This is a genomic window from Streptomyces sp. NPDC051664, from assembly GCF_044453545.1.
Classification (GTDB): domain Bacteria; phylum Actinomycetota; class Actinomycetes; order Streptomycetales; family Streptomycetaceae; genus Streptomyces.
This window is the reverse complement of record NZ_JBITCU010000001.1, coordinates 516319-536475: the sequence shown is the minus strand read 5'-3', so window position 1 is coordinate 536475 and position 20157 is coordinate 516319. Positions and strand designations below refer to the sequence as shown.

The window sequence follows — 20157 nt, the reverse complement described above, 5'->3', positions numbered from 1 at the left end:
GCCCCTCCAAATCCCAGACTGCCGTGCCGCGTGCGGCGGTTACCCGGCCATTGTGTCCTGCGTCGTGCCGAGCCCAGAGGTGCGCTCCCCCACAGTGTGCCCACCCGCCCCGCAGGAACAGTCGAGGTGCGCCCCGACCTGTTCCGACCGCCAGTCCAACAGCGGCAGAGCAGCCTCCCACCTGGCCCCCGTGCTGGCGGGCAGTTCGCCGTCCAGAAAAGTCAGCGCATGGGCCGCGGCGAGACCGGCCACCGCTGTCGCGAGCCCCAGGTCGCACGCCTGCACCGCATTGCGTCGCCCGGACCGCCACTGCGTCAGCATCCTTGGCCACTGCGGATCCCGGTCCGTGCGGGTCAGCGCCAGGCATCCCGCGCAGGCCGTGCCGCCGGGCAGGACCAAGGGGCCGACCACACCGGTGGCCTCGATCACCCCGGCATAGAGATGAGGAATGCCCGCCGCGATCCACGGTTCGGCGGCGCGGGGGTCGGGGGCGTACACCGCGAGACCGTCCCGAGGGGCGACCACGACCAACGACAGCCCGGGACCACCACTCGCTGAGGGGCCACCCGCTGAGGTGCCACCCGCCGCGGCGTCTGCTGTCCCCGTCGCCCGCGCAGTGGAGCCGACGGCCGAGCGACGGACCAACTGCCGGGCTGCGGTGTCCCTGCGCTCTCCGACCGCCGCTGCCGGAAGCCCGCCCGGTGCGATGTCCGAGGGCTCGGTGACCCCGCCGTCCAGGACCTCGACCCGGCCCACTCCGGACCCGGCCAACACCGCGGCGATCGCCGCACCGACCCGGCCGGCGCCTCTCACCTGGACCCGCATCGCACGGCGGGCCGCCAGTCTGCGCATCCCACCGCCCGGTTCGGGGTGGATGACCGAGAGTGACGCGAGGTCGGGGCGCTGCCGTTCCAGGACGGCGGCCCGGTTCCGTAACGCTGCGGCTTCCGGGCCGCCGGCCCGTACATCGTCGATCAGCCCCGCGTTCGCCAAGCGCCTCACCAGCGTGTCCACTTGATGGTCCGCCAGGTCCAGCGCCCGCGCCTCTTCGCGCAGCAGCGGGAGGCCGCGCGTTCCGTCGAGCAGTTCCAGGAAACTTCCGGTGGCGATATCCACCGGGCCGAGCTTCACCGCGTGAGCGCGTGTCACTCCGAATTGCACGGTGTTCCTGCCACGCCAGGCGCGGCGCAGTGCGGGCTTCAGCATCGGATGCATGGATTCCCCCGGTCTCTGTCCGTCGTGCCGTCCAGCGTCGGTGCGGTCTGTGCACGATCTCTGTGCCGTCTCTGCGTGATTGCTCTGCGGTCCCTGTGCGCGAGGCGTGGCCGGAGCTTCGCGAGGTCCGTTGCCAGAATGCGGGCAGGCGTCGAAACGTGCAGAAAGTTATCCACAGGTGGGGGTATTAGTCGTTCAAATGGTGCATGCCGTGGAGTGGATCAAGCGCCAACCGCCCCGGGGGCGGGACTTCCCCCACTGACAGCGGGTAACGTCGTGGCGTGCCCGCCGACCCGTCACCCGGCTTCGCCGGCGAGACCTCCGCGCGCAGCGCCGGACATCATCAGCGCAGCGCGGCCAGCCATCCGCCCCGCGTCTCGGCGACGAGCGCGGTCGAGGTCCGCAGGAGCAGCCGCCGCAGCAGAACGGTCTCCGCGTACCGGGAGGGCGACCGCACCATCGTGCTGATCCCCGCCCGGATGTCGGAGGCGGAGGAGCAGCGCTGGGTGAGCGTGATGCTCGACAAACTCGCCGCCCAGGAGAGCAAGCGCATCCTCGGTGACAGCGAACTCGCAGAGCGTGCCGAGCGGTTGTCCGACCTGTATTTCGACGGCCGGGCCAGACCTGCGTCGGTGCGGTGGGTGACCAATCAGAACACCCGATGGGGGTCCTGCACGCCGGCGGAGGGCAGCATCCGTCTGTCACACCGGTTGCAAGGCATGCCGGAGTACGTCGTCGACTACGTGCTCGTCCATGAGCTCGCGCATCTCCTGGTCCCCGGTCATGGTCCGCGGTTCTGGCGGCTGCTGGAGGCGTACCCGCGAACCGAGCGGGCTCGTGGCTACCTCGAAGGAGTGGTGGCGGCCGACCGGTTGCCGCATCTGCCGGCCGCCCGAAGCGAGTGACGTTCGGTGATTCTGTACCGGGTGTGTACCGACTTAGCTCAATGTCGGAGTTTGCGGCTAGCCTGGCGCGACGCATTCACATTCGGGATGGGGGACGGTCGTTACGCATGGCAAGGGAATTCCAACGCGGCCACAAGGCCAAGATCAGCGATCTCACGCCGGGGACGGACCTGTACGTAGGTGTGCAGATCTCCGGCCCGGGACTGACCTTTGACATCAGCTGCTTCGGCCTCGATGCCAATGAGCAGCTCTCCGACGACCGGTATTTCATCTTCTTCAACCAGCCGAAATCGCCCGAGGAGTCCATTCAGCTCCTTGGTGCCCAGGCCGGTGACACAGAGTCGTTCCGCGTCACGCTGGACCGCATTCCGGCGAACATCCACAAGCTGTCGTTCACCGCGACCATCGACGGCGCGGGGCAGATGTCGCAGGTCGGTCCGGGGTACATCCGGATCGTCGCGGGTGGTGAAGAAGTCGTCAGGTACGCCTTCACCGGCTCCGAGTTCACCACCGAGCGTGCGGTGATGCTGGGCGACTTCTATCTGAAGGACGTCTGGCGGTTCGCTGCCGTCGGCCAGGGATTCGACGGTGGCCTCGACGCGCTGCTGAAGAACTTCGGCGGTGAGGTCGCCGAGGATGCGCCCGCCGCGCCGCAGCAGCAGGCAGCCGCCCCGTCATTCGCCCCGCCGCCGCAGGCGACCGCCCCGGCCCCGTCCTTCGGCGCACCGGCTGCCCCGCAGGCCCCGCAAGTCCCGCAGCCCGCACCGTCCTTCGGGGCTCCGGCCGCGCCCGCCCCGGCCCCCACCCCGCAGCAGCAGATGCACGCCGCGCCGACGATCGCGGCGCCGATGGCGCCGATGGGTGGCATCGTGCCGCCGCCCGCGCCGGCCCCGGCTCCGTACGGACAGCCGGGCCAACCCCCCCAGCAGCCGCAGTTCGGACAGGTCCCGGGCCAGCCCGTGCCCGCCGCCCCCTACGGGCAGCAGGCTCCGGCTCCGTACGGGCAGCAGCCCCCCGGCATGCCCCAGGGTGTACCGCAAGGGGTGCCGCAGGCCGGCGCCGGCCTGCAGGCCGCGCTCCAGCCGTACAAGGAGACGGCCACCGGGCAGCGTTGGACCCCGCAGAACCAGCAGCTCATGCGGGTCGACCTCACCATGGGTGGTACGCCGGTGCTCGCCCGCCAGGGCTCCATGGTGATGTACCAGGGCAAGGTCGACTTCAGCTACAAGGGCGCCGGTTTCGCCGGCCGCATCGTCGGCAACGCCACCGGCCAGGAGATGCAGCTGATGCGCTGTACCGGCCGGGGACAGGTCTTCCTCGCCGAGGACGGTTCCCATCTGCACGCCATCGAGCTGCAGGGCGACGGCATCTGCGTCTCGGCGGAGAGCGTTCTCGCCTTCGACGAGTCGCTGCAGCACGAGGTCCGCAGGATCGAGGGCCACGGCATCCCCGGCGGCGCCCTGTTCACCATGCAGTTCCAGGGCACCGGGACGGTCATCGTCAAGACCCACGGCGTACCCGTCGTCCTGCCGGTCACGCCGACCACGTTCGCCGACTGCAACGCCGTCGTGGCCTGGTCGTCGGCGTCCCAGGTGATCATCTCCAGCCAGGTCCGACTGCGCCGCAACGCGTACCCCGGGCACAGCGGAGAGACCGTGAACCTCCAGTTCCGGGGAGCTCCCGGCAACTTCATCGTCGTCCAGCCCTACGAGGTCTGAGGGAGCCCGTCATGAACCAGCAACTCGCGGGCTTCGCCCCGACCCCCGTCACGGCCCGGATGGAGAACCACGGCCGCACGATGCTCAAGGTCGCCATGGCCACCGGCCAGGACCTCTTCGCGCGTACCGGCTCGATGGTGTCGTACGAGGGCTTCATCCAGTACGAACCGAATCCGCCCGCCGTCCGTCAGATCGCCTCCCAGTGGATCACCGGCGAGGGCGCACCCCTGATGAAGTGCGCCGGTGACGGGCTGCTCTACCTCGCCGACTACGGCGCCGATGTGGTCGTCATCAATCTCAACAACGACTCGCTCTCGGTCAACGGCACCAACGTCCTGGCTTTCGACGGCCACCTCACCTGGGGCGTCGAGCGGGTCAAGGGGCTGGCCAAGTTCGCCGGCCAGGGCCTGTGGAACGTCTGCATCGCCGGCACCGGATGGGTCGCCATCACCTCGCGCGGCACGCCGATCGTCGTGGACTGCGGACGCGGCGACGACGAGACCTACGTCGACCCGGACGCCCTCGTGGCGTGGTCCCCGAACCTCAAGGTGAAGGGCAAGCGCAGCTTCAAGGCCTCTTCGCTCATCGGGCGCGGAAGCGGCGAGGCGTACCAGATGGCGTTCTCCGGCCAGGGCATCGTCGTCGTCCAGCCGAGCGAGGACAGTACGGACCGCCTGCGGATCCAGAACTGAGGGGGAGGGAGAACACACCATGCAGAGTCCGCTTTTCAGCTACACGGAACAGCAGTCCCAGGAGCGGTACACCGTGCAGAACCCGCAGCTCCTGCGGGTCTCGCTGACCGGTCGCGACGACGTCCTCGCCCGCAAGGGCGCCATGGTCGCCTACCAGGGGCTGATGGAGTTCGACGGCGAGTACCAGTCGCACGGGCAGCGCCGAGCCCGCGCGACCACCGGTGAGGGCCTCGACCTGATGCGCTGTTCCGGGCAGGGCACCGTCTACCTCGCCAACCTGGCGCAGTACGTCCACGTCGTGGACGTGGACCATGACGGAATGACGGTGGACAGCGCCTACGTCCTGGCGCTCGACTCGTCGCTGCACACCGAGGTCATCGCCGTGGACAGCCAGTACGGCATCTCGGGCACCGGCAAGTACCAGCTCAACATCTCCGGCACCGGAAAGGTTGCCCTGATGACCTCCGGCCAGCCGCTGATGATGCAGGTCACGCCCGACAAGTACGTCAACGTCGACGCCGATGCGATCGTCGCCTGGTCCAGCTCGCTGCGGGTGCAGATGCAGGCCCAGACGCACTCCTCCGGGGTCTGGCGGCGGCGGGGCAACACCGGCGAGGGCTGGGAGCTGAGCTTCCTCGGACAGGGCTTCGCCCTGGTCCAGCCCAGCGAGGTACTGCCCCCGCAGAGCGCCCAGATCGGCCAGGGGCTGCGCGCCCAGTACGGCATGGGCCAGCAGGGAACGCACGCCCAGAACCAGAACAACGCCTGGAACTGAACCGCACCGCATGGACACGGGTAAGGGGCGACCTCCTGGGAGGCCGCCCCTTACCCGTTGCGGTCCGTTACGGCTGTCGGCCGTCCTCCAGGGCCGCGCGTGTGCGCGCGACCAGGCGTACGACCGAGGCATCGGCCACCTCGGCCACCTCGTCGTACGGGAACCAGTGCAGATCCAGCGACTCGTCGCTGATCTGCGCCGTGGCACCCGACGGAGCCAGTGCCGCGTACTGCACATCCAGATGCCAGTGGCAGGGCGCCGGGATCGCATGCCGGTCCAGCGCCACCGGGCCGCCCGACAGCAGCGTCAGTCCGCTGATGCCGGATTCCTCGGTGGCTTCACGCAGCGCCGCGGCAGCCAGCGTGTCGTCCTCGGGCTCGCAGTGCCCGCCCATCTGCAGCCACATCTGCAGCTTCCGGTGCAGCGTCAGCAGAACCCGGCCGCGCTCCGGATCGACGACCAGTGCGCTGGCTGTCAGATGCCCGGCCCCGCAGGCCTTCCACATGCCGTCCGGGTGCCGCGACAGATGGTCCAGATAGACCTGGCGCAGCTGCTCCTGGTCCGGGTCGGCCGATGACTCGTACCTCTTCAGTACGAGGACCGCGTCGTCGTACAGGCTCACTGGTCGGTGTCGTCCTTGCCGTCGCTGCCGCTCTTGCCGCCCTTGCCGTCCGCGTCGCCCCGGTCACCGGCGTCGCCCTGGTCGTCCGTAGGCGTCTGGGTACCCTTCGCGGCATCGCCGAGCATCTTGTCCAGCTCGGAGAAGTCCAGGTGCTCGTGGTGCACGAACCCGTCCGGGTCGTCCAGGTCACCGGCGGTCGGCAGCATGTCCGGGTGCGCCCAGAGCGCGTCGCGACCGTCGAGACCGCGCGCGTCCGTGAGCGAAGCCCACAGCCGGGAGGCGTCCCGCAGCCGCCGCGGCCGCAGCTGGAGGCCGATCAGCGTGGCGAAGGTCTGCTCGGCCGGACCACCGGAGGCGCGCCGCCTGCGCATCGTCTCGCGCAGTGCGTCGGCCGACGTCAGCCGGGCTTTCGCGGCCTCGTGCACCACCGCGTCGACCCAGCCCTCGACCAGCGCGAGCGCCGTCTCCAGCCGGGCCAGCGCGGCCTTCTGCTCCGGCGTGTCCTCCGGCTGGAACATGCCCTGCTGAAGGGCGTCCTGCAGCTGCTCGGGCTGCGACGGGTCGAACTGGCCGACCACGTCCTCCAGCTTGCTGGTGTCGACCTTGATGCCGCGCGCGTAGCCCTCGACCGCGCCGAACAGGTGCGAGCGCAGCCACGGCACATGGGCGAAGAGCCGCTGGTGGGCGGCCTCACGCAGGGCGAGATACAGCCGCACCTCGTCCTGGGGCACGCTCAGGTCCTTGCCGAATCTCTCGACGTTCAGCGGAAGCAGGGCGGCCTTTCCGGACGGGCCCAGCGGCAGCCCGATGTCGGTCGAGCCGACGACCTCGCCCGCCAGCACGCCCACGGCCTGCCCGATCTGCTGGCCGAACATCGCGCCGCCCATCGACCGCATCATGCCGATCAGCGGGCCGGCCATCGCCTGCATCTCCTCGGGCAGCACATCGCCCATGGCAAGGCCGACGCGCTCAGCCACCGGGTCGACCAGCTTCTGCCAGGCGGGGAGAGACGCCTCGACCCACTCCGCACGGCTCCACGCCACGGTCGAGACGGAACCGGACGGCAGCGACGTCACCCCGTCCAGCCAGAGATCGGCCAGCCGCAGCGCCTCGTCGACCGCGGCCCGCTCCGACGGACCGACGCTCGCGTCCTTCGTGCCGTCCGGAGTGCCCTGGGCGACCGTCTGGCGGGCGATCTGCTTGGCCATGTCCCAGTTCACGGGACCGCCCTCGTAGCTCAGCATCTGGCCGAGCTGCTGGAAGGCGGCTCCCAGGTCGTTCGGGTTCATCGTGCCGAACATCGCCGCGAACGGGTTGTCCCCGCCCGCGCCCGGCCCGAAGCCGAACGGGTTCGCAGGCCCGCCCGAACCCTGCCCACCTCCGGCGGGGTCCTTCTTCTTGCCCTCGTCGCCGTCTTCCGGCTCCTCCGGCGGAAGGCCGAATCCGAATGGGGTGTCACTCACGGGTTTCCTCGGCTCGTAGGGCCGCCGGCTCGAACCGACGGCGACTGCCCGACATCACCATCCAGCGTAGACACCAAGCCCGCTCGGGGCCTCAGTGCTCCGCCGACTCCCGGCCTGCGGCAGGATGGACGCCACCTGGTACGTACGCGTCATTCGGGTACGTACTGAAGACAACCGCTGGAGACGCCCGGTGAGTTCCCCAGATCCTCAGGTTCGCGCAGCGCGAAACCTGGCCGACCTTTCGCCCGAGAGCAAACCCTCGAAGAGCCGCTCCAAGAGCCGCGGCCCCGTCGTCGCGGTCACCGGTGCCGCGACCGGCGTCGGCGAGCTGCTCACCGCGCGCCTCGCGGCTTCCGAGGAGATCAAGCAGGTCATCGCCATCGACGAGCGCCGCGGCGAGGTCTCCGAGGCGATCTGGCACATCCTCGACGTACGGGACCCCGCCATCGCCGAGAAGCTGCGCGGCGCGGACGTCGTCGTCCATCTGGCACTCGATCTCGACCTGGAGACCGACCCCGCCGCCCGTACCGCGTACAACGTCCGCGGCACCCAGACCGTGCTGACGGCCGCCGCGGCCGTCGGGGTCCACCGGGTCGTGCTCTGCACCTCGGCCATGGTCTACGGGGCGCTTCCCGACAACGACATCCCGCTCGCCGAGGACGCCGAACTGCGTGCCACGGCGGAGGCCACCGGCGTCGGTGACCTCCTGGAGATCGAACGACTCGGGCGTCGCGCACCCCGCGCCCATCCCGGCCTCAATGTGACCGTGGTCCGCCCCACCGTCCTGGTCGGTGGTACGGACACGGCGCTGACCCGCTACTTCGAGTCGCCGCGCCTCCTGGTCGTCGCCGGATCGCGCCCCACCTGGCAGTTCTGCCACGTCGACGACCTGGTCACGGCCCTGGAGTACGCCGCGCTGGAGAAGATCGACGGAGAGTTCGCGGTCGGCTGCGACGGCTGGCTGGAACAGGAAGAGGTCGAGGAGCTCAGTGGCGTCCGCCGGATGGAACTGCCCTCCGCGGTCGCCCTCGGCGCCGCCGCCCGGCTGCACCGGATCGGCCTCACCCCGTCCCCGGCGGGAGACCTCGCGTACACGATGCACCCCTGGGTGGTCAGTGTGAGCCGTCTGCACGATGCCGGCTGGCGTCCCGGGTGGACCAACGAGGAAGTGCTCGCCGCCCTCCTCGAAGAGGTCGAGGGCCGCCACACCGTCGCGGGGCGCAGGCTCGGCCGCAAGGATGCCACCGCCGCCGGCGCCGCCGGTGCGACCGTGGCGCTGCTCGGCACCGCCGCCCTGGTCCGCCGCGCCCGCAAGGCCCGCCGCCGCATCTGAGATGTATCTGCCCGCGGTGTGTCAGACAGCACCGGGCCAGGGCGCCGCGGGGCTGTAGAAGGCTCCAAGGCGGCCGGCGGCCCGCCGGTGGAAAGCGCTATTCCGCGATGTCGGTGCCGTGCGGCACCATGGGCGCCATGGCACCCACCCATGACCACCCCGGTGAGCAGGCGGCGCAGGACCCGATCCGGCTGCTGGAGATCCGGGACACCCCGCTGTCCGTCGACGAGATCTTCCGCGCCGCCGGGGACGCCGCCGCAGGGGGGACGGCGCTCTTCGTCGGTACGGTGCGCAATCACGACGGCGGCCAGGACGTCGGCGCGCTCGGCTACTCCTGCCATCCGTCGGCGCAGGACGAGATGCGCCGGGTGGCCGAGAAGGTTGTCGCCGAGTTCCCGGTCCGGGCACTGGCCGCTGTCCATCGTGTGGGTGAACTGGAGGTCGGAGACCTGGCCGTGGTCGTCGCCGTCTCCTGCCCGCACCGTGCGGAGGCATTCGCGGCGTGTCGCAAGCTCATCGACGACCTCAAGCACGAGGTTCCGATCTGGAAGCACCAGCGGTTCTCCGACGGTACGGAGGAGTGGGTGGGCGCCTGCTGAGCGCAAACCGGACCGGCGACATCCGCCCCGATTTGCGTAACCGCACCCCTGCCCTGAGCGTTGGATCTGCAGAAGACTAATCTGCTCATCGGTCAGTTGCGGTCGCTCATGGCGTGGGGAGGTAGTGATGGCAGCACTCGCCTGGTTGCTGATTCCGCTTTTCGCTGCTTTCGGTGCTGCGATATGGGGAAGCTGGGCCGCCCGTAATCGCACGACCGGTGATGTCACCGAACTCGCCGGATATGCCCGGTTCCGTGAAGCGATGGAGAGATCCGACTCCGGTTCCGACGCTGCCTGACGCAGCACCGAACGTACGCAGTCGCAATCCGTATCCCGGCACCGACTGCCCCGCCACTCGGCACAGCACGACGCCCGGCCCTCCGCCCCGTACGGACCGGCCCCGGCGGTGCACTGACAGACCCTTCCCGTACTGTCGTTCCATGCCACGCCGCACCGCGACGATGCTCGCCTCCACGCTGATCCTCATCGCGCTGCTCTGCGCGGGCGTGCTGATCCCAGTGCCGTATTCGGAGATGTCTCCCGGGCCGACGGTGAACACGCTCGGCAAGGTCGGCGGCGAGCCGGTCCTGCAGATCTCCGGGCATCGGACGTACAAGACGTCCGGCAATCTCAACATGACGACGGTCAGGGTCACCGGCGCCGACTACAACATGAACCTCGTCGAGGCCGTCTACGGCTGGCTGGCCCACGACAGCGTGGTCGTTCCGCACGACACGCTGTACCCGGGCGGCAAGACCGAGGAGCAGTCGACGCAGGAGAACGCCGAGGAGTTCAGCCAGTCCCAGGAGAGCGCCAAGGTCGCCGCCCTGACCGAACTGGGCATCCCGGTGACGTCGCGCGTCGTGGTCTCCACGGTGATCAAGGACAGCCCCGCGCAGGGCAAGCTGCACGCCGGTGATGTGATCAAGGCGGTCGACGACACGGCGGTCAAGCACCCCGAGGACGTCGCGAAGCTCGTCACCAAGCACAAGCCGGGGGAGAACGTCACCTTCACGGTGATCCCGGCCAAGACGGCGGCAGCGGCCGAGAAGGCCGGCAAGCAGCCTGAGGGCACCGAGAAGATCACCATCACGACCAAGAAGGCACCCAAGGAGAACCGGGCGATCGTCGGAATCCAGGCCGGGACGGACCACACGTTTCCGTTCGAGATCGACATCAAGCTCGCCGATGTCGGCGGCCCGAGCGCGGGCCTGATGTTCTCCCTCGGCATCGTCGACAAGCTCACGCCCGGTCAGCTGACCGGCGGCAAGTTCGTCGCGGGCACCGGCACCATCGACGACCAGGGCAAGGTCGGCCCGATCGGCGGCATCAACATGAAGCTGGTCGGCGCGCGCAATGCGGGTGCCAGGTACTTCCTGACGCCGGGCGACAACTGCAAGGCCGCCGCCTCCGACACCCCCGGCGGGCTCACCCTGGTCAAGGTGAAGACGATCGACGACGCGAAGAAGTCGCTGGAGAAGATCCGCGCGGGCGACACGGCCGGCCTGCCGAGCTGCTCGGCAGGCTGACCGCGCCGCCCCTGGCGGGGGAGCGGGCGGTTCCGCCCGCTGCGGTCAGGACTCGAACGTGGCGGCCAGCGCCTCGGCCAGCCCAGGCACCAGGCCGGCGCCGGTCAGCACCTCGGTCGGGGAGTCCTTCTCCCGCAGCCGTACGGCCGACTCCCGCGCACCGTTGCGCAGGACGGCCACGGTCATCCGCACCTCCTGCCGGTCGGGGTGCTTGGCGACCCACTTGGTCAGCTGGGCGTCGCTGAGCCCCTCCGGTACGGAGGACTCGGCGGACGGCGGCAGCATCAGGCGCTCCACCGTCATGGCGCAGCCTGCGACCGCGTCGGGCCAGGCGATCGTGGCGAGGAACTCGTCCAGCGCCTTTCCGGGGGGAAGCTCCTCCTGCTCGATGGGGGTGAGTGCGGCGGTCGTCGAATCGGAGCTGTCGAGACCGAGCTGGGCGGCGAGGCCGGGCTCCTGGACCCGCAGCTTGGCGGTGTCGACGAGCGCGAAGAGCCGGGCCGGCTGGTCCCAGCCGAGGCCGGAGGCGTACTCGTCGATTTCGAGCACGGCGACGGTGAGGGGGCTCGCGGCCATCGGGGGGCCTGAGGGGGAAACGTTGGACATGCTCAACATCCTCCCTCCTTCTGCCCCGGGAACGGGAACTAGGTAAAGCCTCAGTAAGTTGCATAGGTGGGCTCTACGATCGCTGGGCCTGCATCACACGACCGCGAACTTCGAGGGGCGCACGTTGGCTTTCCAGATGCCGGACCGCGGCGGGGGCCCGACCGGGCCACGGATCAGAGTCGGCCGCCCGTCCCGGCGCGCCCGTACCCTGCTCATGACACTGGGCGTCCTGGCGATTCTCGCCATGGTGTTCGTCATGTTCTCCGGGTTCTGGACGGACTGGCTCTGGTACCGGTCGGTCGCGTATTCCTCCGTCTTCACCACCACCCTGTGGACCAAGATCGGGCTGTTCCTCGTCTTCGGACTGCTGATGGCGATCGCCGTCGGCGTGAACATCTGGCTCGCGCACCGGCTCCGGCCGCCGCTGAGCGCGATGTCGCTGGAGCAGCAGAGCCTGGACCGCTACCGGATGAGTCTCGCTCCGTACAAGAGGTGGGTGCTGCTCGCGATCACCGCGCTCGTCGGGCTGATCGCCGGAGCGTCCGCCTCGGGCCAGTGGCGTACGTGGCTGATGTACGTGAACGGCGTGTCGTTCGGGCAGAAGGACCCCCAGTTCCACCTGGACGTGTCCTTCTACGCCTTCGACCTGCCGTGGTACCGCTTCCTGCTGGGCTTCGGCTTCGCGGCCACGGTGCTCTCGCTGATCGCCGCCGCCCTGACTCACTATCTGTACGGCGGGCTCCGCATCACCAGCCCCGGCGCGCGGGCGACCGGCGCGGCCACCGGCCACCTGTCGGTGCTGCTCGGCGTCTTCGTCTCGCTGAAGGCCGTGGCGTACTGGCTCGACCGGTACGGCCTCGCCGTGAAGTCCAGTGACTTCAAGGCGACGGACAACTGGACGGGCCTGCGGTACGTCGATGCCAACGCCTACCTGCCGGCGAAGACGATCCTGTTCTGCATCGCCGCGATCTGCGCCGTGCTGTTCTTCGCGACGCTGTGGCGCCGCACCTGGCAGCTCCCGGTGATCGGTTTCGGCCTGATGGTGCTCTCCGCGATCCTGATCGGCGGGCTGTACCCGGCGATCGTGCAGAAGTTCCAGGTCCAGCCGAACGAGCAGGCCAAGGAAGCCCCGTTCATCCGGAAGAACATCGAGGCGACGCGTGACGCGTACGACATCGATGACGCACAGGTGGACGACTACACGGGCAAGAGCACCACGACCGACGACGCGAAGCTCCGGGCCGGCGCGGACGAAGCGGCGAGCTACCGGGTGATGGACCCCAACGTCGTCTCCCCGGCCTTCCAGCAGCTCCAGCAGAAGAGGAACTACTACCAGTTCCCCAAGACGCTGGACGTCGACCGCTACAAGGACGCCGCCGGCAAGGACCAGGACACGGTCATCGGTCTGCGCGAGCTCAATCTGGACGGCATCCCCAAGCGCAACTGGATCAACGACCACTTCACGTACACGCACGGCTACGGTGCCATCGCCGCCCGGGGCACCACGACGGGCACGAACCCGAAGGGCTCCCCGGACTTCACCGAGTCCGGTCTGCCGACCACCGGCCAGCTCGGCTCGTACGAGCAGCAGGTCTACTACGGCGAGAAGACCGAGCAGTACTCCATCGTCGGCGGGCCCCAGAAGGAGCTCGACTACGAGGAGGACGGCGAGAAGACCACCAGCTACAAGGGCAACAGCGGGGTCAGTCTCGGCAGCGCCTTCAACCGCGCCGCGTACGCGGTGTCGTTCAGCGAACCGCAGATCCTCTACTCGGGGGCCATCGGCAACGGCTCGCGGATTCTGTACAACCGCACGCCCAAGGAGCGCGTCGAGGCGGTCGCCCCATGGCTGACCATCGACGGCGACGCCTACCCGGCCGTGGTGAACCACCGCATCCAGTGGGTCGTCGATGCGTACACCACCACCAACGGGTACCCGTACGCCTCGCGTACGACGCTCGGTGACACCACGGCCGACTCGCTCACCACCAACCAGCGTGCGGTCGTCGCCCAGCAGAACCAGGTCAACTACATCCGCAACTCGGTGAAGGCCACCGTCGACGCGTACGACGGCAAGGTCAAGCTGTACGAGTGGGACACCAAGGACCCGGTCCTCAAGACCTGGCGCAAGGCGTTCCCGGGGACGGTGGAGCCGCGGGCCGACATCCCCAAGGACCTGATGGACCATCTGCGGTACCCGCAGGACCTGTTCAAGGTGCAGCGCGAGCTGCTCACCCGCTACCACGTCACCAACCCCGCACAGTTCTACAGCGGCAGTGACGCGTGGCAGGTCCCGGACGACCCGACCAACAAGGAGTCCGGCGCCGTCCCGCCGTACTACCTGAGCATAAAGATGCCGGACCAGACGGCCCAGAAGTTCTCGCTGACCACCACCTTCACCCCGAAGGGGCGGCCCGACCTCGGGGCGTTCATGGCAGTGGACGCGGATGCGGCCAGCGAGGACTACGGCACGATAAGGCTGTTGAGAGTCACCACGACGGTGAAGGGACCCGGCCAGGTACAGAGCGAGCTCAACGGCAACGACGATGTCGCCGAGTTCGTGAGAAACCTCAAGGGCACCGACTCCGACATCGAGTACGGCAACCTGCTGACCGTGCCGCTCGACGGCGGCTTCCTGTACGTCGAGCCGGTGTACACGCGCGGTGGCACGCAGAACTATCCGCTGCTGCGCAAGGTCGCCGCCTCGTACGGTTCGAAGACCGTCTTCGAGAACAGCCTCGGGGAGGCGCTCAACGCGGTCTTCGGAGTGGAGGACACCGGCACCAGCCAGCCGCCGGCGGAGACCACCCGGCCACCGGGCACGAAGCCACCGGCCACCGGTGACGCCGCGCTGAAGCAGGCGATCGCCGATGCGCAGAAGGCCTATACCGAAGGCGAGGCAGCCTTGAAGAAGCAGGACTGGACCGCCTACGGCAAGGCCCAGACGGATCTGGAGAACGCGCTGCGGCGTGCGGCTGCGGCGCAGCCCAGGACGGAGAAGGGCAGCTGAGCGGGGCCGGTACAAACGGGTGAAGCGCCACCTTCGCGTCGTGGTACGGTTTGAACACAACGACGCGGGGTGGAGCAGCTCGGTAGCTCGCTGGGCTCATAACCCAGAGGTCGCAGGTTCAAATCCTGTCCCCGCTACTGAAAGACGAAGGCCCGGATCCTTTCGAGGATCCGGGCCTTCGTCGTGTCGCGGAGACTTTCTCGCGCGAAGGGCCTGAAGTGCGGTTCGTAGGGCACGTGTTGGCTCCGAACGTGTTTGACTTATCACTCTGTGGGCATGTCGACAAAACGCTGAAGTGACCTCACTGGCCGCGATATACCAGGTGTACGCGGGTTGCAGGTGGTGGGACGATGGCATTTATGGGGGACAGGGCAACTCTGTTGGAGACAGGGCGGTTTGTGCAGCGGCGCGTCCATGAGATGGAAAACATGGCAGATGCGGCTTTTGCCGTCCATGCCGCAGACGACGCCGAGGCTGTCCAGACTTTCGAGAACGGTGGGACCGCCGGGGACACGGAACCGTCGCACAGCGCCGAGAGCATTCAGGGCATCGAGAACACCGAGAGCACGGAGACCGCCGAGAGCGAGGCGCGGCACCGTCGCGCCGCCGATGCCGGCGACACCGCGTCGATGAGCGTCCTCGGTGCGCTGCTGCTGCGCCGAGGCGACCTCAACGGCGCCGAGCCCTATCTGCGTGCGGCCACCGCCGACGGCGACCGGGCCGCCGCCAACAACCTGGGCGTCCTCCTCCACCAGCGCGGCTACGCCGACGAGGCGGCCGGCTGGTGGCGTATCGCCGCCGTCGCCGGTTCCGCTGCCGCGGCCCATGCGCTGGGCCGCCACTACCGCGAGCGTGGCGACGAGCCGGGCGCCGAGTACTGGCTGCGCCAGTCCGCCGAGCAGGGCCATGCGCTGGGCGCGTACGCCCTCGCCGACCTGCTGGAACACCGCGGTGACGTCGGCGCCGAGCGCTGGCTGCGCGCTGCCGCCGAGCAGGGGCACCGGGAGGCCGCGTACCGCCTGGCACGCACCCTGGAGAGCAAGGCCGCCGACGACCCGCACGACGCGTTCGGCCGCCCGGGGGTGGACGCCGGGCTGGGGACGGGCCTGCCTGCGCGCAGTGGCGCCGCCGACGGCACCGGAACCGGGACCGGTGCGCGCAAGGCGGGCCGTGCGGACGGGCGCAAGGGCGACGGACCCGTGGCGGGTCCCGCCACCGGGCGCATCGATGAGGCCGAGCAGTGGTACCGGCAGGCCGCCGCGCGCGGTCACCGCCGTGCCGCCCTGCATCTCGGCGCCATTCTGGAACAGCGCGGCGAGCTCAAGGAGGCCGGCCGCTGGTACCTCACCTCCGCCAAGAGCGGCGAGGCCCGGGCGGCCTGCGCGCTCGGTTTCCTGCTGCGCGACGCGGGCGACGAGGAGAGCGCGGCCGTGTGGTGGCTGCGTGCCGCCCAGGAGGGCGACGGCAACGCGGCCAATGCTCTGGGCGCCCTGCACGCCGCCCGTGGCGAGCAGCAGACCGCCGAGCGCTGGTACCGCGCGGCCATGGACGCGGGCGACGTCAACGGCGCGTACAACCTGGGGCTGCTCTGCGCCGCCCAGGACCGCACACCGCAGGCCGAGCAGTGGTACCGCCGTGCCGCCTACGCCGGTCACCGCGAGGCCGCCAACGCCCTGGCCGTGCTGCTGCTCCAGGCGGGCGACGCGACCGGCGCGCAGCCCTGGTTCTCCAAGGCCGCCGAGGCGGGCAGCGTCGACGCCGCCTTCAACCTCGGCATCCTGCACGCCGGGCGCGACGAGGACCGGGCAGCTCTGACCTGGTACGAGAGGGCCGCGGCTGCCGGGCACACCGAGGCCGCGCTACAGGTCGGCATGGCCCTGCTGCACCACGGCGAGGAGCAGGAGGCCGAACGCCATCTGCGCTGCGCCGCGGGCGGCGGCAGCGCCGAGGCGGCCTTCCGGCTGGCCGGGGTGCTGGACTCGCGCCAGCCGCCGCCAGGACCGCCCGGGCTCGGTGAGCCGATGCCGGAGAAGACCGAGTGCGAGGCCTGGTACGAGCGGGCCGCCGAGCAGGGGCACCGCCGCGCCCAGGTGCGCGTCGGCATGCTCGCCGCCTCCCGCGGTGACCTGGAGAGCGCCGCGCGCTGGTACCGCGAGGCGGCCGAGTCGGGCAGCCGTAACGGTGCCTTCAATCTGGGGCTGCTCCTCGCCCGCGAGGGCAGCGAGCGCGAGGCCGCTCTGTGGTGGAGCCGCGCCGCGAACGACGGCCACGGCCGGGCCGCGCTGCGGCTGGCCCTGCTCGCCGCGCGCCGCGGCGAGCTCACCGAGGGGCAGCGCTGGTGCGCCCGTGCGGTCGAGCTGGGCCCGGCGGAGGTCGCGGAGCGGGCCGCCAGGCTCCGTGAGGCCTTGCACCAGGAGCTGACCGCGTAGCGGTGTGCGGGGGGTGACACGGGCGTCCCAGGGGCGGCGTGGCCCCTCGGCACCGCGCTCCCCTCAGTCGGCAGGAACGGATTTGCGCTGGTCCAGGGCGTCACGTAATGTTGTGTTCACGACGCGGGGTGGAGCAGCTCGGTAGCTCGCTGGGCTCATAACCCAGAGGTCGCAGGTTCAAATCCTGTCCCCGCTACTGAAGACAGAAGGCCGGATCCTTTCGAGGATCCGGCCTTCTGTGCGTGCCGTGCCTGCGCATGGCGTACGGGCGCGGCGTCAGAGCCTGTGGCCCACCGCCTCCCCGTACATCGCCCGGTCGACGGCCTTCTCCTCCGGTACCGGTGGCTTGCCCTCCGAGACGCCCGCGTCGCTGTACGCCTGCTGCAGCCGGTCCGTCGTGCCCTTCCGGATCTCCCAGTCCATCCGCATGGACGGCGTCGACCGCAGCGTCGCCTCGTCGATCTTCATCAGCTTCGCCAGCTTTGTCACGAACGCGGGATCGGACTTGTAGTCCCCGGCGAAGTAGGTGTTCACCGTCCGGATGTAGGCGCGGAGAAAGGCGACACCCGCGTCCGGGTCCTCGGTCAGCAGCGTCGGGCCGAAGAGCAGACCGCCGAGCGGTTCGCCGACCGGCTGGCCGCCCAGGAACGCGTACCGTTTGTCGCCGTCCACCTTGCGCCAGACCGGGTCGAGCAGCCAGGCGGAGTCCACACCGCCGTTCTGCAGGGCGGTCAGTACGTCCGCGGAGCCGAGCTGCTGGAAGCTGATCCTGTCGAGGCCGCCGCCGTGCTTCTTCAGCGAGGTGTCCATCGGATACGCGATGACCGAGCCCTTGCCGATCATCGTGCCCATCCTCCGGCCCGCCATGTCGACGTGTTCGGCGCTCTCGCCCTCCTTGAGGCGCACCCAGAGGCCGCTCCTGGAGGTGGGATCGGGGGAGAAGTTCCCTGCCACCCACTTGATGTCGAAGCCGCCGTCGATGCCGTTCATCACGGCTGCCTCGGGGGCTGCCCACTGGGCGTCGACATCGCCCTTGGCGAGCAGTGGCAGGGCGTCCGGGGTGGGAAGCACCTTCAGTTCGACGTCCAGGCCCTCCTTGGCGAACTCGCCCTCCGCCACGGCGACCTGGAGCGGGGCGACGTACTCCGCACTGAGGGTGCCGGTGGCGACGGTGATCTTCCGCTTCTTCGCCAGCGGTTGAGGGGCGGGCGCGCCCTTGTCGCAGCGAGCCGGTCTGCGGTCGGCCGCCAGATCGGCCGGGTCGGTCCAACTGCCCGCGCCGCAGCCGGCGACGGGCTTGACGGTGCGCGGCGCGGCATCGGCGCCGCCGCTGCCGGAATCGTTCTTGGCGCAGCCCGCCGCGGCGAGCAGTGATGCCGCGACGAGCGCGACGGTGCAGGTGAGAGGGGTACGTGTGCGCACAGTGCCTCCGTACGAAGAACTCGGTGGAGCAGGTGGGGTGCCGTTCACGACTGGCTGCGGCCGCGGTCGCGCGGGGCCCACGGGGTGAGCAGCCGTCCGGCGATCCGCACCACTTCGGAGAAAACGACGCCGAGCACCGCCACGCAGACGATGCCGACGAACATCACGTCGTTCTGGAACAGCGCCCGGGAGTCGAAGATCAGATGGCCGAGCCCGTCGGCCGCCGCGATCTGCTCGGACGCCACGATGACCAGGACGGCCACGCCCGCCGCGATCCTTGCGCCGACCAGCACCGCGGGCAGCGAGGCGGGCAGCAGTACGTGCCGGAACATCTGCCAGGGCGAGGCCCCGAAGACCTGGCCGGCGTCGCGGTGACCGATCGGGACGGCGAGGACGGCCGCCATGGTGGAGATCCAGACGAAGAAGAAGACCGTGGCGGCGACCAGAGCGATCTGCGGCCCTTCGCCGAGGCCGAACATGTTGAGGAAGACCGGCAGCAGAGCCAGCTTCGGTACGACGTACAGGGCGTCGAGCAAGGGCTCCAGCGCCGCGCGTACGAGCGAGAGTGACCCCATCAGCAGGCCGAGCGCGTATCCGGCGACGGTGCCGATCGCATAGCCGCCGAGGACTCGCTTGAGTGTGGCCCACACATCCGGCCACAGATCGCCGTCGGCCGCCCGGTCCCAGCCGTCCGCAAGGATGGTGGACGGGGCAGGGTAGACGCGGTCGTCGATCCAGGACCGGGCGGCGGCCAGCTGCCAGAGCAGGACGAGGACCAGCGGCACGGCGACGGCGAGCGCCAGCTCCAGGGTGCGGCGCCTGCGATGGGTGCGTACGGGATCCAGCTCCTGCGGGCCCGGCCTGCGCACCAGGACGGTTCCACCCTCGTGAGGCGCTTCTTTCACGGCGGTGCTCATACCGAGATCACCTCCCTGCGGACCTCGCCGCGCAGCAGCTCCCACAACTCGCTCTTCAGTGCGGTGAATTCGGGTGTCGAACGGACGTGGCCGGTGCGCGGGCGGGCGAACGGCGGCCGGTGTTCGGCAATGATCCGGCCCGGCCTGGCGGACATCACCAGTACCCGGTCGCCGAGCACGATCGCCTCTTCCAGGCTGTGGGTGATGAAGAGCGTGGTGGTACGGGTGGTCTGGGTGAGGTCGAGCAGCTCGTCCTGGAGGATCGTCCGCAGTTGGGCGTCGAGGGCCGCGAACGGCTCGTCCATCAGCAGGATTTCGGGTTCGACGGCGAGGGCGCGGGCGATGGCGACGCGTTGCCGCATCCCGCCGGAGAGAGCTGCCGGATAGGCGCCGGCAAACTCGGAGAGCCCCATCCGGGCGAGCCAGTCACGTGCCCTGGCGTCGGCCTCCCTGCGCGGTACGCGCTGGATGTCGAGGCCGAACCGGACATTGGAGAGAACGGTCTTCCAGTCGTAGATGCCGTAGTCCTGGAAGATCATCGCGGCCGGGCGGGGCGATGCCGTACGGATGGACAGCTCACCGGCGCTGGGGCGGAGCAGCCCGGCGGCGATCCGCAGCAGGGTGGACTTGCCGCAGCCGGAGGGGCCGACGATGCAGGTGAACTCGCCGGGCGCGATGTCGAGATCGACCGGACCGAGGGCGGTGAGCGCCTTGGCGCCGCGTCCGAACGTGCGGGTGAGCGCCTGGGCCCGGAGCGTAGGGGCGGTGGGCGTTGGGGTGGGTGACGGTGTGGTCGGGTGCGGATCTCCCACGGGTCTCTCCTCGCGCAGTCGAGGTGTGGATCCGCCGCGGGGCGGACGCGATCCCGTCGACGATATGACGACCCGTCAGATTCGGGAAGGGGGTGCGCGCGGGGTGGATG

At 69.8% G+C, this 20157-nt stretch carries 17 protein-coding genes and 2 tRNA genes; 12 read left to right on the top strand and 7 right to left on the bottom strand.

What is annotated here, in order from left to right:
* Window positions 1-39 precede the first annotated feature (39 nt).
* Window positions 40-1215, bottom strand: coding sequence for a ThiF family adenylyltransferase (locus ACIA8E_RS02410; protein WP_399293344.1), 1176 nt, complete (start codon window positions 1213-1215; stop codon window positions 40-42).
* 281 nt (window positions 1216-1496) lie between these two features.
* Here ACIA8E_RS02410 and ACIA8E_RS02405 point away from each other — a divergent pair, with 281 nt between their 5' ends.
* The 4 genes from ACIA8E_RS02405 (at window position 1497) to ACIA8E_RS02390 (ending at window position 5305) form a co-directional block, all read left to right on the top strand.
* Window positions 1497-2120: a M48 family metallopeptidase gene (locus tag ACIA8E_RS02405; protein ID WP_376252698.1), complete on the top strand. Its 624-nt coding sequence runs from the start codon at window positions 1497-1499 to the stop codon at window positions 2118-2120.
* Window positions 2121-2227: 107 nt separating this feature from the next.
* On the top strand, window positions 2228-3838 hold the full coding sequence (locus tag ACIA8E_RS02400) for a TerD family protein (RefSeq protein WP_399293341.1): 1611 nt from the start codon (window positions 2228-2230) through the stop codon (window positions 3836-3838).
* Window positions 3839-3849: 11 nt separating this feature from the next.
* Window positions 3850-4530 carry an AIM24 family protein gene (locus ACIA8E_RS02395; protein WP_399293338.1) on the top strand — a complete coding sequence of 227 codons (681 nt, stop codon included), beginning with the start codon at window positions 3850-3852 and terminating at the stop codon, window positions 4528-4530.
* A gap of 19 nt (window positions 4531-4549) precedes the next feature.
* Window positions 4550-5305 (top strand): AIM24 family protein, encoded by a 756-nt coding sequence (locus ACIA8E_RS02390; RefSeq protein WP_399293335.1) that lies wholly within the window; start codon window positions 4550-4552, stop codon window positions 5303-5305.
* Between the two features lie 67 nt (window positions 5306-5372).
* On the opposite strand, the gene ACIA8E_RS02385 is transcribed toward ACIA8E_RS02390, so the two are convergent.
* The gene (locus tag ACIA8E_RS02385; protein WP_399293332.1) at window positions 5373-5927 is read right to left on the bottom strand and encodes an NUDIX hydrolase; all 555 of its coding nucleotides are present in this window, start codon (window positions 5925-5927) and stop codon (window positions 5373-5375) included.
* Window positions 5924-7390 carry a zinc-dependent metalloprotease gene (locus ACIA8E_RS02380; protein ID WP_399293330.1) on the bottom strand — a complete coding sequence of 489 codons (1467 nt, stop codon included), beginning with the start codon at window positions 7388-7390 and terminating at the stop codon, window positions 5924-5926. The genes ACIA8E_RS02385 and ACIA8E_RS02380 overlap by 4 nt, the downstream gene beginning before the upstream one ends.
* Before the next feature lie 190 nt (window positions 7391-7580).
* On the opposite strand from ACIA8E_RS02380, the gene ACIA8E_RS02375 reads away from it, so the two are divergent.
* The 4 genes from ACIA8E_RS02375 to ACIA8E_RS02360 all read left to right on the top strand — a co-directional run bounded on the left by ACIA8E_RS02375 (window position 7581) and on the right by ACIA8E_RS02360 (window position 10851).
* Window positions 7581-8723 (top strand): SDR family oxidoreductase, encoded by a 1143-nt coding sequence (locus ACIA8E_RS02375; RefSeq protein WP_399293327.1) that lies wholly within the window; start codon window positions 7581-7583, stop codon window positions 8721-8723.
* A 137-nt stretch (window positions 8724-8860) separates the two neighbouring features.
* Window positions 8861-9322 (top strand): molybdenum cofactor biosynthesis protein MoaE, encoded by a 462-nt coding sequence (locus tag ACIA8E_RS02370; RefSeq protein ID WP_399293324.1) that lies wholly within the window; start codon window positions 8861-8863, stop codon window positions 9320-9322.
* Between the two features lie 127 nt (window positions 9323-9449).
* On the top strand, window positions 9450-9620 hold the full coding sequence (locus ACIA8E_RS02365) for a hypothetical protein (protein WP_176902138.1): 171 nt from the start codon (window positions 9450-9452) through the stop codon (window positions 9618-9620).
* Between the two features lie 142 nt (window positions 9621-9762).
* Complete coding sequence (locus ACIA8E_RS02360; protein ID WP_399293321.1) at window positions 9763-10851, top strand: PDZ domain-containing protein; 1089 nt, start codon at window positions 9763-9765, stop codon at window positions 10849-10851.
* 45 nt (window positions 10852-10896) lie between these two features.
* Here the strand turns inward: ACIA8E_RS02360 and ACIA8E_RS02355 are convergent, their stop codons facing one another.
* Window positions 10897-11466 carry a PPA1309 family protein gene (locus tag ACIA8E_RS02355; protein ID WP_267002082.1) on the bottom strand — a complete coding sequence of 190 codons (570 nt, stop codon included), beginning with the start codon at window positions 11464-11466 and terminating at the stop codon, window positions 10897-10899.
* A 127-nt stretch (window positions 11467-11593) separates the two neighbouring features.
* Between ACIA8E_RS02355 and ACIA8E_RS02350 the strand changes: the two genes are divergently transcribed.
* The 4 genes from ACIA8E_RS02350 to ACIA8E_RS02335 all read left to right on the top strand — a co-directional run bounded on the left by ACIA8E_RS02350 (window position 11594) and on the right by ACIA8E_RS02335 (window position 17092).
* Window positions 11594-14467 (top strand): UPF0182 family protein, encoded by a 2874-nt coding sequence (locus ACIA8E_RS02350; protein ID WP_399293808.1) that lies wholly within the window; start codon window positions 11594-11596, stop codon window positions 14465-14467.
* A gap of 63 nt (window positions 14468-14530) precedes the next feature.
* A tRNA-Met gene (locus ACIA8E_RS02345) sits at window positions 14531-14604 on the top strand.
* Window positions 14605-14817: 213 nt separating this feature from the next.
* Complete coding sequence (locus tag ACIA8E_RS02340) at window positions 14818-16896, top strand: sel1 repeat family protein (RefSeq protein WP_399293318.1); 2079 nt, start codon at window positions 14818-14820, stop codon at window positions 16894-16896.
* A gap of 122 nt (window positions 16897-17018) precedes the next feature.
* Window positions 17019-17092 (top strand) — tRNA-Met (locus tag ACIA8E_RS02335).
* An 80-nt stretch (window positions 17093-17172) separates the two neighbouring features.
* On the opposite strand, the gene ACIA8E_RS02330 is transcribed toward ACIA8E_RS02335, so the two are convergent.
* Genes ACIA8E_RS02330 through ACIA8E_RS02320 form a run of 3 tightly spaced genes read right to left on the bottom strand, consistent with a single transcriptional unit; the run spans window position 17173 to window position 20047 of the window.
* Complete coding sequence (locus ACIA8E_RS02330; protein WP_399293316.1) at window positions 17173-18318, bottom strand: ABC transporter substrate-binding protein; 1146 nt, start codon at window positions 18316-18318, stop codon at window positions 17173-17175.
* 44 nt (window positions 18319-18362) lie between these two features.
* Entirely contained in the window at window positions 18363-19235 is an 873-nt protein-coding gene (locus ACIA8E_RS02325; RefSeq protein WP_399293313.1) for an ABC transporter permease, read from the bottom strand.
* Window positions 19232-20047, bottom strand: coding sequence for an ABC transporter ATP-binding protein (locus tag ACIA8E_RS02320; RefSeq protein ID WP_399293310.1), 816 nt, complete (start codon window positions 20045-20047; stop codon window positions 19232-19234). The genes ACIA8E_RS02325 and ACIA8E_RS02320 overlap by 4 nt, the downstream gene beginning before the upstream one ends.
* Between the last annotated feature and the right edge of the window lie 110 nt (window positions 20048-20157).

Bases quoted from the DNA above. Each gene is read 5' to 3' on its own strand.
- ACIA8E_RS02410 (WP_399293344.1), bottom strand. From the start codon at position 1,215: ATGCATCCGATGCTGAAGCCCGCACTGCGCCGCGCCTGGCGTGGCAGG.
- ACIA8E_RS02400 (WP_399293341.1), top strand. From the start codon at position 2,228: ATGGCAAGGGAATTCCAACGCGGCCACAAGGCCAAGATCAGCGATCTC.
- ACIA8E_RS02395 (WP_399293338.1), top strand. From the start codon at position 3,850: ATGAACCAGCAACTCGCGGGCTTCGCCCCGACCCCCGTCACGGCCCGG.
- ACIA8E_RS02390 (WP_399293335.1), top strand. From the start codon at position 4,550: ATGCAGAGTCCGCTTTTCAGCTACACGGAACAGCAGTCCCAGGAGCGG.
- ACIA8E_RS02370 (WP_399293324.1), top strand. From the start codon at position 8,861: ATGGCACCCACCCATGACCACCCCGGTGAGCAGGCGGCGCAGGACCCG.
- ACIA8E_RS02365 (WP_176902138.1), top strand. From the start codon at position 9,450: ATGGCAGCACTCGCCTGGTTGCTGATTCCGCTTTTCGCTGCTTTCGGT.
- ACIA8E_RS02360 (WP_399293321.1), top strand. From the start codon at position 9,763: ATGCCACGCCGCACCGCGACGATGCTCGCCTCCACGCTGATCCTCATC.
- ACIA8E_RS02355 (WP_267002082.1), bottom strand. From the start codon at position 11,466: ATGTTGAGCATGTCCAACGTTTCCCCCTCAGGCCCCCCGATGGCCGCG.
- ACIA8E_RS02350 (WP_399293808.1), top strand. From the start codon at position 11,594: ATGCCGGACCGCGGCGGGGGCCCGACCGGGCCACGGATCAGAGTCGGC.
- ACIA8E_RS02340 (WP_399293318.1), top strand. From the start codon at position 14,818: ATGGCATTTATGGGGGACAGGGCAACTCTGTTGGAGACAGGGCGGTTT.
- ACIA8E_RS02325 (WP_399293313.1), bottom strand. From the start codon at position 19,235: ATGAGCACCGCCGTGAAAGAAGCGCCTCACGAGGGTGGAACCGTCCTG.